General features: G+C 50.6%; 17 protein-coding genes. All 17 read left to right on the top strand.

Annotated features, from left to right (window positions below; genetic code table 11):
* Positions 1 to 9: 9 nt before the first annotated feature.
* The 17 genes from iscU to der all read left to right on the top strand — a co-directional run bounded on the left by iscU (position 10) and on the right by der (position 16,597).
* A complete protein-coding gene (gene iscU, locus NHN17_RS02925; protein ID WP_107350527.1) occupies positions 10 to 396 on the top strand; it encodes a Fe-S cluster assembly scaffold IscU in 387 nt (128 codons plus the stop codon).
* Positions 397 to 414: 18 nt separating this feature from the next.
* Positions 415 to 738: an iron-sulfur cluster assembly protein IscA gene (iscA, locus tag NHN17_RS02930; RefSeq protein WP_255040636.1), complete on the top strand. Its 324-nt coding sequence runs from the start codon at positions 415 to 417 to the stop codon at positions 736 to 738.
* A gap of 93 nt (positions 739 to 831) precedes the next feature.
* Positions 832 to 1,347 carry a co-chaperone HscB gene (gene hscB, locus NHN17_RS02935; RefSeq protein WP_255040637.1) on the top strand — a complete coding sequence of 172 codons (516 nt, stop codon included), beginning with the start codon at positions 832 to 834 and terminating at the stop codon, positions 1,345 to 1,347.
* A gap of 38 nt (positions 1,348 to 1,385) precedes the next feature.
* Positions 1,386 to 3,236 (top strand): Fe-S protein assembly chaperone HscA, encoded by a 1,851-nt coding sequence (hscA, locus tag NHN17_RS02940; protein ID WP_255040638.1) that lies wholly within the window; start codon positions 1,386 to 1,388, stop codon positions 3,234 to 3,236.
* A gap of 2 nt (positions 3,237 to 3,238) precedes the next feature.
* Positions 3,239 to 3,577: an ISC system 2Fe-2S type ferredoxin gene (fdx, locus tag NHN17_RS02945; RefSeq protein WP_255040639.1), complete on the top strand. Its 339-nt coding sequence runs from the start codon at positions 3,239 to 3,241 to the stop codon at positions 3,575 to 3,577.
* A 140-nt stretch (positions 3,578 to 3,717) separates the two neighbouring features.
* Complete coding sequence (gene iscX / locus NHN17_RS02950) at positions 3,718 to 3,918, top strand: Fe-S cluster assembly protein IscX (protein WP_255040640.1); 201 nt, start codon at positions 3,718 to 3,720, stop codon at positions 3,916 to 3,918.
* A gap of 367 nt (positions 3,919 to 4,285) precedes the next feature.
* Positions 4,286 to 5,581, top strand: a complete 1,296-nt coding sequence (gene pepB, locus NHN17_RS02955; RefSeq protein ID WP_255040641.1) for an aminopeptidase PepB — start codon at positions 4,286 to 4,288, stop codon at positions 5,579 to 5,581.
* A gap of 53 nt (positions 5,582 to 5,634) precedes the next feature.
* Positions 5,635 to 6,912 carry an aminopeptidase PepB gene (gene pepB / locus NHN17_RS02960; RefSeq protein WP_255040642.1) on the top strand — a complete coding sequence of 426 codons (1,278 nt, stop codon included), beginning with the start codon at positions 5,635 to 5,637 and terminating at the stop codon, positions 6,910 to 6,912.
* A gap of 31 nt (positions 6,913 to 6,943) precedes the next feature.
* A complete protein-coding gene (gene ndk, locus NHN17_RS02965; protein WP_255040643.1) occupies positions 6,944 to 7,372 on the top strand; it encodes a nucleoside-diphosphate kinase in 429 nt (142 codons plus the stop codon).
* A 319-nt stretch (positions 7,373 to 7,691) separates the two neighbouring features.
* Positions 7,692 to 8,813: a dual-specificity RNA methyltransferase RlmN gene (gene rlmN / locus NHN17_RS02970; protein ID WP_255040644.1), complete on the top strand. Its 1,122-nt coding sequence runs from the start codon at positions 7,692 to 7,694 to the stop codon at positions 8,811 to 8,813.
* A 77-nt stretch (positions 8,814 to 8,890) separates the two neighbouring features.
* Positions 8,891 to 9,649 carry a type IV pilus biogenesis/stability protein PilW gene (pilW, locus tag NHN17_RS02975; RefSeq protein WP_255040645.1) on the top strand — a complete coding sequence of 253 codons (759 nt, stop codon included), beginning with the start codon at positions 8,891 to 8,893 and terminating at the stop codon, positions 9,647 to 9,649.
* Positions 9,639 to 10,616 carry a cytoskeleton protein RodZ gene (gene rodZ / locus NHN17_RS02980; RefSeq protein ID WP_255040646.1) on the top strand — a complete coding sequence of 326 codons (978 nt, stop codon included), beginning with the start codon at positions 9,639 to 9,641 and terminating at the stop codon, positions 10,614 to 10,616. The genes pilW and rodZ overlap by 11 nt, the downstream gene beginning before the upstream one ends.
* 12 nt (positions 10,617 to 10,628) lie before the next feature.
* Positions 10,629 to 11,744 carry a flavodoxin-dependent (E)-4-hydroxy-3-methylbut-2-enyl-diphosphate synthase gene (gene ispG, locus NHN17_RS02985; RefSeq protein WP_255040647.1) on the top strand — a complete coding sequence of 372 codons (1,116 nt, stop codon included), beginning with the start codon at positions 10,629 to 10,631 and terminating at the stop codon, positions 11,742 to 11,744.
* Positions 11,745 to 11,846: 102 nt separating this feature from the next.
* Complete coding sequence (gene hisS / locus NHN17_RS02990) at positions 11,847 to 13,115, top strand: histidine--tRNA ligase (protein WP_255040648.1); 1,269 nt, start codon at positions 11,847 to 11,849, stop codon at positions 13,113 to 13,115.
* A gap of 13 nt (positions 13,116 to 13,128) precedes the next feature.
* Positions 13,129 to 13,740, top strand: a complete 612-nt coding sequence (locus NHN17_RS02995; RefSeq protein WP_255040649.1) for a YfgM family protein — start codon at positions 13,129 to 13,131, stop codon at positions 13,738 to 13,740.
* 10 nt (positions 13,741 to 13,750) lie between these two features.
* Complete coding sequence (bamB, locus tag NHN17_RS03000; protein WP_255040650.1) at positions 13,751 to 14,908, top strand: outer membrane protein assembly factor BamB; 1,158 nt, start codon at positions 13,751 to 13,753, stop codon at positions 14,906 to 14,908.
* Between the two features lie 180 nt (positions 14,909 to 15,088).
* Entirely contained in the window at positions 15,089 to 16,597 is a 1,509-nt protein-coding gene (gene der / locus NHN17_RS03005; protein WP_255040651.1) for a ribosome biogenesis GTPase Der, read from the top strand.
* Positions 16,598 to 16,605 lie beyond the last annotated feature (8 nt).

The following is a 16,605-nucleotide window of genomic DNA, read 5'->3' on the forward strand; positions in this document are numbered from 1 at the left end:
GAAACTGTCATGGCATATAGTGAAAAAGTTATTGATCATTATGAGAACCCACGTAACGTAGGCTCATTTGATAAAGGCGACAAAAACGTAGGTAGCGGCATGGTAGGTGCACCTGCCTGTGGTGACGTTATGAAACTTCAGATCAAAGTGACTGAAGAAGGTATTATCGAAGATGCCAAGTTCAAAACGTACGGCTGTGGTTCTGCGATTGCTTCAAGCTCATTGATCACTGAGTGGGTTAAGGGTAAGACGCTGGACGAAGCTGCTAGTATCAAGAACTCTGCAATTGCCGAGGAACTTGAGCTTCCACCTGTAAAAGTTCACTGCTCAATCCTAGCGGAAGACGCTATTAAAGCAGCAGTTAGCGATTACAAAAAGAAACACGAAGAACATTAATTTTCTAAAGGTTGTTGTATGGCCATAACGATTACTGAAGCGGCAGCCAGTCGCGTAGCTAGTTTCCTGGAAAACCGAGGGAAAGGCATCGGCCTACGGTTAGGTGTCCGGACCTCAGGTTGTTCGGGAATGGCCTATGTACTGGAATTTGTCGACCAGCTAGATGAAGGTGATCAGATCTTTGAAGAAAAAGGGGTGAAGATCATCATCGATGCCAAGAGTATGGTATATCTGGATGGCACCGAGTTGGACTTTGCCAAAGAAGGTCTTAACGAAGGCTTCCAGTTCAACAACCCTAACGTATCCAGCGAATGCGGCTGTGGTGAAAGCTTCAACGTATAATCGCTGAGCCAATTGGACCTGATTGCTGCCTTTATTTAAGGGAGGATCAGGTTCAGTTATTTTAGACTCAGTCTTTACAGAAACTCACGCGATATGAATCATTTCGAACTCTTTGGGCTACCTTTTCAGTTCCAGCTGGACGGTAGCCTTCTTGCAACTCAGTTCCGCGAATTGCAACGTCATTTCCATCCAGACAAATTTGCTACGGCTTCCGAGCGAGATCGCTTGTTGTCAGTCCAGAAAGCCGCGCAGATCAACGATGCCTTCCAGATATTGAAAAACCCTATCTCCCGTGCCGAGTACATGTTGTCGGTCAACGGTGTTGATATCCGCAGTGAGAACAAAACGCTGCAGGATCCGGCCTTTTTGATGCAACAAATGGAATTGCGTGAAGAGTTGGAAGAGATCCCTGAATCGAGTGATCCAGAAAGCGCGTTGTTTGATTTTGAGCAGCACGCCTCTACGCTCTACAAAGCACAGTTGACTGAGCTTGAACAATTACTTGTTGATGAACGCTGGGAAGTGGCGGCTGACGCCGTGCGCAAGCTAAAATTTATTGTTAAGCTGCGGGAAGAAGTTGAGCGCTTGGAAGATAGCCTGCTTGATTGATTTTATCCAAGCCCGGTATAAACACCACAGGAACGAAAATGGCACTGTTACAGATTGCTGAACCCGGTCAAAGCGCTGCGCCGCACCAACATAAATTGGCGGTGGGTATTGATCTGGGGACTACTAACTCTCTCGTGGCTGCAGTACGCAGCGGCGTTCCGGAAACCCTGAAAGACGACCACGGCCGGGCGATTTTGCCATCGGCGGTTCACTACAGCGAAAGCGGCATTGTTGTCGGCCATGAGGCCCGCGAGATTGCCCAGCAGGATCCGGTCAATAGCATCATTTCTGTTAAGCGTATGATGGGTCGCTCGCTGGCTGATATTCAAACGCGTTATCCACATATGCCATACCAGTTCAGTGCAACTGATAACGGGTTGCCACAGCTGATCACCCGTGGCGGTGATGTTAATCCTGTGCAAGTGTCAGCGGAAATCTTGAAGACGCTCAATCAACGTGCTCAAGACACCCTTGGCGGTGAACTTGAAGGTGTGGTGATCACTGTCCCTGCTTACTTCGACGATGCTCAGCGTGCCGGTACAAAAGATGCCGCCAAACTGGCTAGCCTTAATGTACTTCGTTTGCTCAACGAGCCAACAGCCGCTGCGATTGCCTATGGTTTGGATTCAGGCCAAGAAGGGGTGATTGCCGTTTATGACTTGGGTGGCGGTACGTTTGATATTTCCATTCTTCGATTGTCGAAAGGCGTATTCGAAGTGTTGGCAACAGGTGGTGATTCGGCTCTGGGTGGTGATGATTTTGATCACCTATTGGCGGATTGGCTAGCCGAGCAAGCCGGTATTACAGAACGTGATGCGATTGTACAGCGTAAACTGCAAGATGCGGCACAGGCAGCCAAAGAAGCATTGTCTGATGCTGACGAGGTCGCGGTTGATGTGTTGGGTTGGCAGGGGAATGTGACTCGTTCGCAGTTCAATGCCATGATCCAACCGCTGGTTAAAAAGACCTTGATGTCATGCCGTCGTGCGTTGAAGGACGCCGATGTGACAACCGATGAGGTGATTGAAACTGTCATGGTCGGTGGTTCGACCCGCGTGCCTTTGGTTCGTGAAATGGTGGGCGGCTACTTTTGTAAAGATCCGCTGACATCGATTGACCCTGACCAAGTCGTGGCAATTGGCGCAGCGATTCAGGCTGATATCCTTGCGGGTAACAAGCCAGATGCTGATATGTTGCTATTGGATGTGATCCCGCTGTCTTTGGGTATCGAAACCATGGGCGGCATGATTGAAAAGATTATCCCGCGAAACACCACTATCCCTGTTGCCCGTGCCCAAGAATTCACGACTTTCAAAGACGGTCAAACTGCGATGTCAGTCCATGTGGTACAGGGCGAGCGTGAAATGGTCAGTGATTGTCGTTCGTTGGCACGGTTTACCTTGCGTGGTATCCCGGCGATGGCTGCAGGTGCTGCACACATTCGTGTGACCTATCAAGTTGATGCCGACGGCTTGCTGTCAGTAACCGCGATGGAGAAGAGCAGTGGCGTACAATCTTCTATTCAGGTTAAGCCGTCTTACGGCCTGAGTGATGATGAGATCGCGACGATGCTCCGCGATTCAATGACTTTTGCCCAGGACGATAAAGACGCCCGCGCACTTGCCGAACAACAAGTGGAAGCGGATCGTGTTCTGGAAGGGTTGATTGCAGCGCTGGCTCAGGATGGTGAATCCCTGCTGAGCAAAGAAGAGCGCGACGAGCTGGAAGCCGTCATGATGGAGCTGGTTCAGCTGCGTCAGGGTACTGACCCTTACGCGATTGAAGTCGGAATTAAGAAAACAGATAAGGCGAGTCAGGAATTTGCATCACGCCGGATGGATCAGTCTATCCGCCGTGCACTGGCTGGTCAGTCGATAGATGAGGTTTAGGCATGCCTAAAATTGTTGTATTACCCCATGATGAGCTTTGCCCGGAAGGGGCAGTGCTAGAAGCGCAAGAAGGCGAAACTATTCTTGACGTGGCACTGCGCAACGGTATTGGCATTGAACATGCGTGTGAAAAATCCTGTGCGTGTACCACGTGTCACTGTATTGTGCGCGAAGGTTTTGATTCACTAGAAGAAAGTGATGAGCTGGAAGATGACATGCTGGACAAGGCATGGGGACTGGAGCCTGAATCACGCTTGGGCTGCCAGGCTAAAGTAACCGATGAGGATTTGGTGGTGGAAATTCCGAAATACACGTTGAACCTAGCGTCGGAAAATCACTAATACCCACGGATATGTATTGAAAGCCCTGATGGTGAATTTATCAGGGCTTTTTTTATGTTACTGCTTTGCGGTTAGCTACACTAATACCAAACTAAAATTATTCTGGCTAAAGGCTATGGACGGAAGAATAGGAGGTCGTTATGGGCTTGAAGTGGATTGACTCGCGGGAGTTGGCGATCGAGCTGTCCGAGCAACACCCAGATGTTGATCCGGTGACACTACGTTTTACTGATTTAAGGGAATGGATCCTGGCACTGGAGGCATTTGATGATGATCCCGAGCATTGCAGCGAGCGGGTGCTCGAAGCCGTACAGATGTACTGGATTGAAGAGGCGGATTAACCCGCTTTCTTCCAAACGCCCTTCCCACTAATTCCCCCGCCATGATCTTGCTCCTACTCTCGTTGTAAACAGCTTGTTTCTTGACATTAACCAAGGCAGAGTAAGATAAATCCTGAAAATTGGATCAATGGCCTTATTTTCATCTGTCATGTCTTGTCTTGCTAGGGAAGACAGCCCGGAACGTGCTGAAACCCCTTGTAATGCCGAAATGCGCCCCAATAACATCTGTTATAACGGGTAACGCCATTGTCATGTATTTGTTATCTAAATGCGTGCAAGATAATGTATTCAGGCGTTAGGTTCGTCCTATCACATCCCGTTACTGCGCCGTAACATGGTGGAGTAACAACAATCCAAGGAGTCTTTCATGTCTGCCAAAATGAGTGTGCTACTGTCTACGGAAGCAGCTGACGCTAAATGGGGCGAAAATGCCCTAGTAACCTTCGAAGCTGATGGTGCGGTAGTCCACCTGACAGAAGAAAATGCATTGCCTGCCATTCAACGTGCTGGCCGTAAACTGGATGCGCAAGGTATCAAGAACATCGAGCTAATTGGTGACGGCTGGGATCTGGAATGTATCTGGGCCTTTGTGCAGGGACACCGCAATGCCAAACCGGGGAATGAGATAAGCTGGAGCGGGCTGTCAGATGCTGATGAAGCTGAGCTGCAGGCACGCCTAATGGCAACCAACTGGGTTCGCGATATTATCAATCAGTCAGCAGAAGTGGTTCGTCCTTCGCAACTGGCATCCCGAGCTGGGGAGCTGATCAAGTCACTAGCGCCGGAGCATGTGACTTACAAAATTATCAAGGGCAACGACCTGTTGGATGAGGGCTGGAACGGTATCCATACCGTCGGCCGTGGTTCTGAGCGCTCACCAGCAATGCTGCGCCTTGACTACAATCCAACCGGTAATGCCGATGCGCCTGTACACACGTGTGTGGTAGGTAAGGGTATTACGTTTGATTCAGGTGGCTACAGCATGAAGCCTTCTGCCGGTATGATTGCGATGAAGGCTGATATGGGGGGCTCGGCGTTGGCTACCGGTGCGCTGGCACTGGCTATTGCCCGTGGTACCAACAAGCGAATCAAGCTGATCCTGTGTTGTGCCGAAAATATGGTATCAGGTCGCGCGTTCAAGCTGGGCGATATCATTACTTACAAGAATGGCAAAACCGTTGAAGTGCTCAATACCGATGCCGAAGGCCGTTTGGTACTGGCTGACGGTCTGATCTATGCGAGTAGCCAGAACCCAGAACTGATCATTGACTGTGCCACTCTGACCGGTGCGGCGAAGAATGCACTGGGCAATGACTACCATGCGCTGTTCAGCTTCGATCACGGTTTGGCCCAGAAAGCCCTGATGGCAGCCAGTGATGAAAATGAAGGTCTATGGCCGTTACCGCTGGCTGAACAACACCGCGCGATGATGCCGTCGAATTTTGCAGATCTGAGCAATATCTCACAGGGTGAATTCCTTCCGGGAGCCAGCACTGCTGCGGCTTTCCTGTCTTACTTTGTTGAAGATTACCAGAATGGCTGGATGCACATTGATGCCAGTGGTACCTATCGCAAATCTGCCAATGATAAGTGGGCGGCAGGAGCGACAGGGATGGGGGTCCGCACCTTAGCAAATATCCTGTGTGACCACGAACAAGACTAAAACTAAAAATATAATGCTGCTGCCAATGAGCGGCAGTTTTTCAGGAAGAAAGAATGTTAAAGATTTCATTATCGTCAGTCCCACACTCGGGAGTATGGGGAGAAAAGGCATTGGTGGCGTATGAAGCCGAGGGTGCCGTTGTACATTTTGCTGGTGAGTACCCGCTACGCCGTATTCAACAGGCTGCTCGTCAGCTACAGTCGCAAGGGATCACGCAAGCTAGCCTTGACGGTGAAGGTTGGAGTTATGAGCGCCAGTGGGCGTTTTATTGTGGTTTCGCAACACCGAAAGCCGAGGTCCAGTTGCGCTGGGCCTCTATCGATGAGGACGAACTGGAGTTGCTCAACGCTCGCCGTCGTAGTGCCGACTGGGTGCGCAAGGTGGTAAATGCTACGCCGGAAGACATGTATCCGGAGAAGTTGGCGGATGAAGCGGTATCCTTCTTGTCGTCGATTGCTGGCGAAGCCCTTTCTCACGAGGTTGTCGTTGGCGATGCCCTAGCCGAACAAGGCTGGATTGGTACCCACAGTGTGGGCCGAGCCAGCAGCCGTCCACCGGTCATGCTGACTGTGGACTTCAACCCAACAGGGGATACCGACGCGCCAGTATCGGCGTGCTTGGTCGGCAAGGGGATCACCTTTGACTCGGGCGGCTATAGCATTAAGTCGAGCGCCGGCATGGTGACCATGAAGTGCGACATGGGCGGTGCCGCCACGGTAACCGCAGCGTTGGGCTATGCGATAGAGCAAGGTTTACGTCAACGTGTGAAGTTGATCTTGTGTTGTGCCGAAAACATGATTGCCGGAAACGCCTATAAACTAGGTGATGTGCTAACGTACAAGAATGGCCAGACCGTAGAAATTGTGAATACCGATGCCGAGGGACGTTTGGTACTGGCGGATGGTTTGATTGCTGCCAGTGAAACCAAAGCGCCACTCATCATTGATGCGGCGACCCTGACCGGCGCTGCGATGATGGCGGTGGGAACTGACTATAATGCGTTGTTTGGCTTGGACAAGGCGCTGGTATTCAAAGCACAGCAGTTGTCTGACTTGGTCAATGAGCCAGCATGGCCGTTGCCGTTGGAGAGCTGGCATCAGGCCAACTGCCCGTCATACTACGCAGATACCGCCAATAGCCGGGTGCAGAAAGGTGGCGGAATGGGTGGTGCATCCAATGCGGCTGCCTTTTTGTCGCGTTTTGTTGATACTGACAATTGCGGTTGGGTTCATTTTGATTTGGCGGCTTGCTTCCGAGATAGCGCGGACGCCCGCTGGGCGGCTGGTGCGACGGGAGTTGGGGTTGCCAACATTGCAGCGATGCTGCTTTAGCCGTAGATTTTAGCCAGAGGGAACTATAATAATGACAATTGAAAGAACATTCTCAATCGTAAAGCCAGATGCTGTTAAGCGTAATCTGATTGGTGCTATTTATAACCGAATCGAAAAGGCGGGGCTACATGTGGTCGCCGCCAAGATGATCCGCATGGATGCCGACAAGGCCAAAGGCTTTTATGCCGAGCATGAGGGTAAGCCGTTTTTTGATGATCTGGTGGCTTTTATGACGTCGGGGCCGGTGATGGTTCAGGTGCTGGAGGGTGACAATGCCGTGGTGCGATATCGTGAGCTGATGGGCAAGACCAACCCGGAAGATGCGGCATGCGGTACCCTGCGTGCCGACTATGCACTCAGCCTGCGTCATAACTCGGTACATGGTGCAGACAGCCCAGAGTCTGCTGCACGTGAGATTGCCTACTTCTTTGCTGATGACGAGATTTGTGCTCGCGATTAAGCGACGAGGTTAAGCCTTAAGTAAAGAAACGGGAAGCCAAGGCTTCCCGTTTTTATTTGTCCGCGATACCCCTGCCGAGTGAACAAGTGGCATCTCACTGCCAAAGCCTGTACAATTTCGCGCCTTATACTCAGGGGCTTCAGGTAATCTTCGCTGAAATAGGCACCTTGCAGTTACCCGGGTATAAAACCAAACTGACAACAGGTGGGTTATTTCATAGCGCATGACCACAGTTTGGGCTTAAAGGTCCTGTCGTATACCGTGCACCGGTATGCCCAAGGCACAGATAACGTCACGTAATTTAAAGAGGCAACAACCGATGACAACTGTTAAAACAAATCTGCTGGATTTTGATCGCAAGGGGCTGCGTAAGTATTTTGCCGATGAACTGGGTGAAAAAGCCTTCCGCGCTGATCAGATAATGAAGTGGATTTATCATTTCGGTTGTGATGATTTCGATCAGATGACGAACATCAACAAGAAATTGCGTGAAAAACTCAAACGAGTGGCAGAAATTCGTGCGCCATATGTCGCAGAGGCCCAGCACTCGAGCGACGGCACTATTAAGTGGGCGATGAAAGTCGGTGATCAGGATGTGGAAACGGTCTACATTCCTGATGAGGACCGTGCGACATTGTGTGTGTCCTCTCAGGTAGGTTGTGCTTTGGAATGTAAGTTCTGCTCAACGGCCCAGCAGGGTTTCAACCGTAACCTACGCGTGTCGGAAATCATTGGTCAGGTTTGGCGTGCTGCTAAAGAGATCGGTATCGAGAAAGAAACCGGTCGTCGCCCTATTACCAACATTGTCATGATGGGTATGGGTGAACCGCTGCTGAACATGAAGAACCTGATCCCAGCACTTGAAATCATGCTTGATGACCTTGGTTTTGGTCTTTCTAAGCGCCGCGTTACGGTATCAACATCAGGTGTTGTATCAGGCCTTGACCAGATGACGGGCACTATTGATGTGGCACTGGCGATCTCTTTGCACGCACCAACCGATGAGTTGCGTTCGCAAATCATGCCAATCAACGATCGTTGGAATATCGAAGATTTTCTCGCGTCGGTTCGCCGTTACATTGATTCATCCAATGCAAACCGTGGCCGTGTGACCGTGGAATACGTACTGCTTGATCATGTTAATGATGATATGGAACATGCGCGTCAGTTGGGTGTGTTATTGAAAGATACGCCGGCCAAGGTGAACTTGATCCCATTCAACCCTTATCCAGGTTCTCCGTACAAGAAACCGAGTAACTCTCGTATTGACCGTTTCATGAAAACGTTGATGGAATACGACTTTACGGTAACCGTTCGTAAGACCCGTGGCGATGATATCGATGCGGCATGCGGACAATTGGTAGGTGATGTGATTGACCGCACGAAACGCACGCAAGCTAAGGCTCAAAAAGCTGAACAAATCCCGGTAAAATCAGTCTAATAGAAAATTACCTAGCCAAGGCGGAGAGGATATCTGCTTTGGCTGCACATTAATATGGATATTAAGGTGAGATTGGGATGGTGCGATGGACGATGTACCTATTATTGTGTAGTTTTATGGCCGGTTGTGTTACCGTCGACGAGTCTGGCAATGTTCCCCAGAGCATGAACAAGATTGAGGCTTCAGAAGCCAGAGTCACTCTTGGGCTGGGGTATTTAGAGAAAGGACAATGGCAGCGGGCGCGTGATAATTTTGAGCTCGCCCTGCGCTATGCGCCACGTTATTACCGGGCGCAAAATGCGATGGCTTATTACTACCAGCGGGTGGACGAACCTGAATCAGCTGAAACCATGTATCGCCAGGCGCTGAAAGATTCGCCAAAAAATGGCGATGTAAGAAACAACTATGGTGTATTCTTGTGTAGTCAGGGGCGCTATGATGATGCGATCAATGAATTTGAGCGTGCTATCAAGCAACCATATTACTACCTGACTTCGGCCAGTTATGAAAATGCAGCACTGTGTAGTCTAGAGCAAGGCAACCAACCACAAGCTCGCGGCTACTTTGAAAAGGCCTTGTCTTACGATCCATACCGGGCAAGGTCGATGCTGAATCTGTCGAAGTTGGACATTGAGACGCAGAACTTCAAGGAAGCCCGCGTCAGGCTGTTTAAATTTAACAAAAGATACGGGTATAAAGCCGACAGCCTTTGGCTGTTGATCCAGCTAGAGCAGCTGGCTGGCTCTGATAGCCAAGCGGATAAATACGCTGGTATTCTCAAAGCCCAATACCCAAACTCTCAGCAATATCAAAAATATCTAGCCAATGAATACTGAACAGAACGAAGAACGATCAACAGAAGATATCATTCTTCCAGGGGATATGCTGCGTCAGGCTCGAGAGAAGCTAGGCTATTCACAGAAGGATGTTGCAAGCCGATTGAGGCTCCGCCTCTCGGTTGTCAGTGATATCGAAGATAACCATTTCGAAGAAGCGCAACTGGCCACGTTTACTCGTGGTTATGTGCGTTCCTATGCCAAATTTGTCGGCCTTGATGAGGCTGAGATACTGGCCAAACTTGACCAGCAAGGTCACGCTCAACCTCAAGAGCAGGAGATGCAGAGCTTTTCACGCCGTACCAAGCGTGAAGCGCACGATAGCCGTATCATGCGATTGACCTGGGCTCTGGGCGCCCTGTTTGTCGGCTTGACCGGGATCTGGTGGTGGCAGAGCTTGCAGATGACCCCAGAAGCAGAGCTTACCGCCGATCCTGCAGAGGTGCAGGCGCTGGATGAGGCGATTGCCAATGCTGGCAACGGCAGCAGTACAGCAGTGCTGACGGCAGTCACCGAGCCGGGTTCGGACGATAATGCGAGTATCGTGAGTACGGTCGATGCCGAGCAACAGGTACAGCTACCATCGATCGAACCTGAGCCTCAGGCCAGCTTCGAAGACAGCTTTACCGAACCACAAGAGCAGGCAGATGCCGATGTAGACAGCGCTGACAGCTTGGCTGCCGAGCAGTTGAACGAGGTGGTCTCTGAAGAGGAAACCGTCGTCGCCAGTTCTGATCTTGAACTGAGCTTTACCGGTGATTGCTGGATCGACATCCGTGATGCCAATGGTCGCCGCTTGGATACTGGTATTAAGAAAGCCGGTGATGTCCTGAAGCTTGATGGCAGTGAGCCTTTCCGTGTGGTGCTAGGTGCACCGAGCGTCGTCACCATGAGCTATAAAGGTAAACCTGTTGATCTTAGCAGGTACCCTGCAGGTAAAGTGGCGCGATTGAAACTGCCGCAGTAAAGAGTAGATGTAATGCATAACGAGTCTCCAATTAAACGCCGTCAGTCCACCCGTATTTATGTCGGTGATGTGCCAATCGGTGATGGTGCACCTATTGCGGTGCAGTCAATGACCAATACTCGCACCACCGATGTGGCAGCGACCGTCGCGCAGATCCAAGCATTGGAAAATGTCGGTGCTGATATCGTCCGTGTTTCGGTGCCAACCATGGACGCGGCTGAGGCGTTTAAGCTAATTAAGCAGCAGGTGAATATTCCTCTGGTGGCTGACATTCACTTTGATTACCGTATCGCGCTTAAAGTCGCCGAGTACGGTGTTGATTGCCTGCGTATCAACCCGGGTAATATTGGTCGTGAAGATCGTATCCGTGCGGTTGTAGACTGCGCCCGTGACAACAACATCCCTATTCGCATCGGGGTGAACGGTGGCTCGCTGGAAAAAGATATCCAGCAGAAATACGGTGAGCCGACACCAGATGCCTTGGTGGAATCGGCGATGCGCCATGTCGATATACTGGACCGTCTGAACTTCGACCAATTCAAGGTCAGCGTGAAGGCATCTGATGTCTTCTTGGCGGTAGATTCTTACCGCAGGTTGGCCCAGCAGATCAGACAGCCACTCCACTTGGGGATCACCGAAGCCGGTGGTGCACGTGCTGGTTCGGTGAAATCCGCTGTTGGCTTGGGTATGCTGCTAGCTGAAGGTATCGGTGATACTTTGCGTGTTTCTTTGGCAGCCGATCCGGTTGAAGAAATCAAAGTCGGTTTTGATATCCTCAAATCCCTGCGTATCCGCTCTCGCGGTATTAATTTTATTGCCTGCCCAACGTGTTCACGCCAAGAGTTTGATGTAATTGGCACTGTGAACGAGCTGGAGCAGCGACTTGAAGACATCACAATACCTATGGATGTCTCGGTTATCGGTTGTGTGGTCAATGGCCCGGGTGAAGCAGAAGTGTCACACCTTGGTATTGCTGGTGGTAACCGCAAAAGTGCGTTTTATGAAGACGGCCTGCGCCAGAAAGAGCGTTTCGATAACGATAACGTGATTGAGCAGCTGGAAGCTAAAATTCGCGCGAAAGCATCGATGCTGGATACAGCAAACCGCATAGATGTGACAGAAAAATAACGAAATTAGCAAGAATCGTCCCTACACGTGTTGGGGCGGTTCACTATTTGCGTTATAACCTATATATTCAACTCCATTCCCCATCGGTTAACGAGAATAAACGTGGCGAAACAAATTCAAGCAATTCGAGGCATGAACGACTGCCTTCCAACCCAGTCTCCACTTTGGCAGAAAGTGGAATCGACCATTAAACAAGTTGTAAGCGCTTACGGTTACAGTGAAGTCCGTATGCCTATCGTCGAGTCGACGCATTTGTTTAGTCGGGCAATCGGTGAAGTAACGGATGTTGTTGAAAAGGAAATGTATACGTTTGAGGACCGCAACGGCGATAGCCTGACTTTGCGTCCGGAAGGAACGGCTGGCTGTGTACGTGCCGGCATCCAGAATGGCCTGCTATACAACCAGGAACAGCGTCTGTGGTACACCGGCCCTATGTTCCGCCACGAGCGTCCTCAAAAAGGTCGCTACCGCCAGTTCCACCAGTGCGGTGTGGAAGTCTTTGGTCTAAATGGCCCGGACGTTGATGCAGAACTTATTATGATGACTGCTCGCATGTGGCGTGAGCTGGGCATTGATAAGCATGTTCGCCTTGAGCTGAACTCTATCGGTTCGCTTGAAGCCCGTGCTGACTACCGCCAGGCATTGATTGCTTTCCTTGAGCAGCACATCGATATTTTGGATGAAGACTGCAAGCGTCGTATGCACACTAACCCGCTGCGTGTACTTGATACCAAAAACGCGGCCATCCAGACTGTGTTGGTTGATGCTCCTAAGCTGTCTGACTACCTAGATGACGAGTCAAAACAACATTTTGCCGGTTTGTGTGAACTATTGGACGCTGCTGGTATCGAATACCAGGTAAATGAACGTCTTGTACGTGGTTTAGACTATTACAACCGTACAGTATTTGAGTGGATCACCGAGAGCCTTGGTGCGCAGGGTACGGTATGTGGCGGTGGCCGCTATGATGGCTTGGTTGAGCAACTTGGCGGCAAAGCGACACCGGCCGTTGGCTTTGCTATGGGTCTAGAGCGTCTGGTATTGATGATGGAAACCCTAGAGCTGACTGATGTACGCCGTCCGGTTGACGTGTACATGGTAACGGCGGGCGAAGGCACCATGATGGCAGGCATGAAGCTGGCTGAGAAGCTACGCGAAGAAGTTGTTGGCCTGCGTGTAATGAGCCACTTCGGTGGTGGTAACTTCAAGAAGCAATTCAAGCGCGCTGACAATGTCGGCGCAGCAGTAGCATTGGTACTGGGCGAAAACGAAATCGCTGAAAATACCGTGGTAGTTAAAGATCTTCGCGGCGGTGAGCAAACCACGATGGCGCAAGACGAAGTGGCAGCGAAGCTGGCCGAATTGATTTAAGAGAGGACAGGAAGTGGACGGCAATATCACAGAAGAACAACAAGTTGAACAGATAAAGGCTTGGTGGAAAGAAAACGGTAAAGCCGTTGTTCTCGGTACTGTGATTGGTTTGGGGGGGCTGTTTGGCTGGCGTTACTACCAGTCGGAAGTTCAGTCAGCCAAGGAGCAGGCATCCGATGCATATACCCAAGTGGTTAACCGCCTGGAAAGTGGTAATGAGTCAGCCATTGCAGATGTACAAGCATTTATCGCAGCCCATGAAAGCAGCCAGTACTCTGTTTTGGCTGCACTTCAACTAGCGAAAGCGCAGGTTGATAGTGGTGACTTGGATGGTGCCGCCGAGCAGTTGAGCTGGGCTATCGCCAATACCAAAGATGTTGCGATCTTGCCAATTGCTCAAACCCGCTTGGCACGTATTTACGCCGAGCAGGATACTTTCGATAAGGCCTTGTCAGAGCTGGACAAAGTGACAGCTGAAAGCTGGCAGGCCAAAGTGGCTGAGCTACGTGGTGATGTTCTGTTGCAAAAAGGTGATGCTGAAGCGGCACGTGAAGCTTATATTAGCGCACAGCAGCTTGGTGCATCTCCGGCCTTGCAGATCAAGCTAGACGACTTGGCACAGTAAGGTAGAGCGTATGCAGAAGGTGTTGAAGCAAGCAGTGTCGGTCGCATTGGCCGTCGGTTTACTTGCCGGTTGTGCCAGTGAGGAAGACACTATCCAGATGGCACCGTTGCCTGTGGTTGAAAGCACGTTTACCCCAGTGCAGGGATGGAGCAGCAAGGTAGGGGATGGTGTTGGCCATTTCTTTTCCAAGCTGAGCCCGGCAGTAGGTTACGGTAAGGTGTTTGTTGCTGACCGTAATGGTTTGGTCAAAGCGCTGGAGCCTGATACAGGGAAGGAAATTTGGCAGCAGGATCTTGAAGGAGATATACCCGCAAGATTGGCTGGCGGTATGACCTTGTCTTACGGCAAAGTGTTCATTGGCTCGGAAAATGCCGAGGTTATTGCCCTCGATGAAGAAACCGGTGAAGTCATTTGGCGTCAGACGGTAGAAGGCGAGGTATTATCAAAGCCATTGGTCGATGAAGGCTTGGTGGTGGTTAATACCAGCCGTGGCATTTTGCAGGCACTGGATGCAGACAGCGGTGAAAGCCGCTGGCAGCTAGGTAGTGAAGTGCCCACCTTGACTCTGCGCGGCGACAGCTCGCCAGTGTCGATCTCTGGTGGTGTATTCTGGGGACAGGCCAATGGGCGTTTGGCGGGAGCCCTGATGGGCAATGGCCAGATGCTATGGCAACAGCCGATTGGTTCGCCAAAAGGTGGTACCGAAATTGACCGTCTGGTTGATGTCGATGCGACCCCAGTTATTGATGGCGAGCGCCTGTTAGCCCTTGGCTTCAATGGTAGCTTGGTATCGATTGATTTGCGTACCGGTCAGCCTGCATGGAAACGCAACTATTCTTCGGCCACTGATTTTGCTATTGACGGTAGTCAGCTATATTTGATCACAGATAAAGACCATGTTGTTGCGGTAGATACACGCAGTGGCACGGAGCTGTGGTCGAATAGCCAACTGGAGCACCGCTTGCTTAGCGCCCCCGCTGTGATTGGTGGTTACCTGGCTGTGGGTGATAGTGAAGGTTACTTGCACTGGCTTGACCCTTACAGCGGTGATTTTGTTGCCCAGCAGGAAACTGACGGCAGCGGTATTGCGGTACCACCGGTCCGGATGAGTGATGGTTACTTGGTGATCACCCGCAATGGACGTATTAACAAAATGCAAATGCCGTAATTTGCCGTTATAATACGCGCCATTATTATTTTCGGCTCCTGCTGTGGACACAGTCAGGAGCCGTTGTTGTTATATCCGTTCGCGATATTATTGTCGGATGAAGGTACAGGCCGCTGGCCTGGCTGGAGGCAAGAATGAATGGAAATATGTCATTATGACTATGAAAAGTAAGAGGTACTTATGATTCCTGTTGTTGCCCTTGTCGGGCGCCCAAACGTGGGTAAATCGACGTTATTTAACCGTCTTACCCGTACAAGGGATGCGCTGGTAGCTGACTTTCCTGGCCTAACAAGGGATCGTAAATACGGTAAGGCTGAGCTCGAAGAGCATGAATTTATTGTGATTGATACCGGCGGTATCGACGGAACTGAAGAAGGCGTCGAAACCAAAATGGCCGAGCAGTCACTGGCGGCGATTGAAGAAGCGGATGTTGTTCTGTTTCTGGTAGATGGTCGTGCTGGCCTGACTTCGTCAGATGAAGCGATTGCTAAGCACCTGCGTAGCCGCGAAAAACCGACTTTCTTGGTGGTAAACAAGATTGACGGTGTTGATGGCGATAGCGCATGTGCTGAATTCTGGAAGCTGGGTATGAACGGCATGTACCAGATCGCTGCGGCGCAAAACCGTGGTGTGACGGCATTGATGGAGCGTGCACTGGCCCCGTTCGCAGATAGCCTGAACGAGTCAACAGATGAAGAAAGCGATGAAGTGTTCATCGAAGATCTTACGTCGGTTGAAGATATCGAGAAAGCCAATCTGTCTGAAGCGGATGCGGAAGCAGCGTATAAGCGTTTGCAAGAGCAGCCAATTAAGTTGGCAATTATTGGCCGCCCGAATGTGGGTAAGTCGACACTGACGAACCGTATTCTGGGTGAAGAGCGTGTTGTTGTATACGATATGCCGGGTACGACCCGTGATTCCATCTACATTCCGATGGAGCGCGAAGGCCAAGAGTATGTTCTGATTGATACGGCAGGGATCCGTCGTCGTAAGAACATGAGTCAAGCGGTAGAAAAATTCTCGGTGATCCAAACGCTAAAAGCGGTGGAAGATGCCAACGTTGTTCTGCTGGTCATCGATGCGCGTGAAAACATTTCTGATCAGGACTTGAGCCTGCTTGGTTTTGCCTTGAACGCCGGTCGTTCACTGGTTATTGCCGTGAATAAGTGGGATGGCTTGGATAACGAAGTCAAAGAGCGTGTGAAGTCAGAACTGGACCGTCGCTTGGGCTTTGTCGACTTTGCCCGTATTCACTTTATCTCGGCTTTGCATGGTACTGGTGTTGGTCACCTTTACGAATCAGTACAGGAAGCCTACCAGTCTGCGACCAAACGTATCAGTACATCGTTGCTAACCCGTATTATGCAGATGGCTCAGGACGATCACCAGCCACCAATGATCCGTGGTCGCCGTGTGAAACTGAAGTATGCCCACGCTGGTGGTTATAACCCACCGATTATTGTTATTCACGGTAACCAGGTGAATGAACTGCCGGGCTCGTACAAGCGCTACTTGATGAATTACTACCGCAAGTCACTGGAAATGATGGGTACGCCAATCCGTATTCAGTTCCAGAACAGCGAGAACCCGTTCGAAACCAAGAAGCAAAAGCTAACGATTTCTCAGGAGCGTCAGCGCAAGCGTCTGGCAACAGCTCTGAAGAACCGTGATCGCGACAGCGACAGTTAATTACTGCT

The sequence above is a fragment of the Photobacterium pectinilyticum genome (assembly GCF_024357955.1).
Taxonomy (GTDB): Bacteria; Pseudomonadota; Gammaproteobacteria; order Enterobacterales; family Vibrionaceae; genus Photobacterium; species Photobacterium pectinilyticum.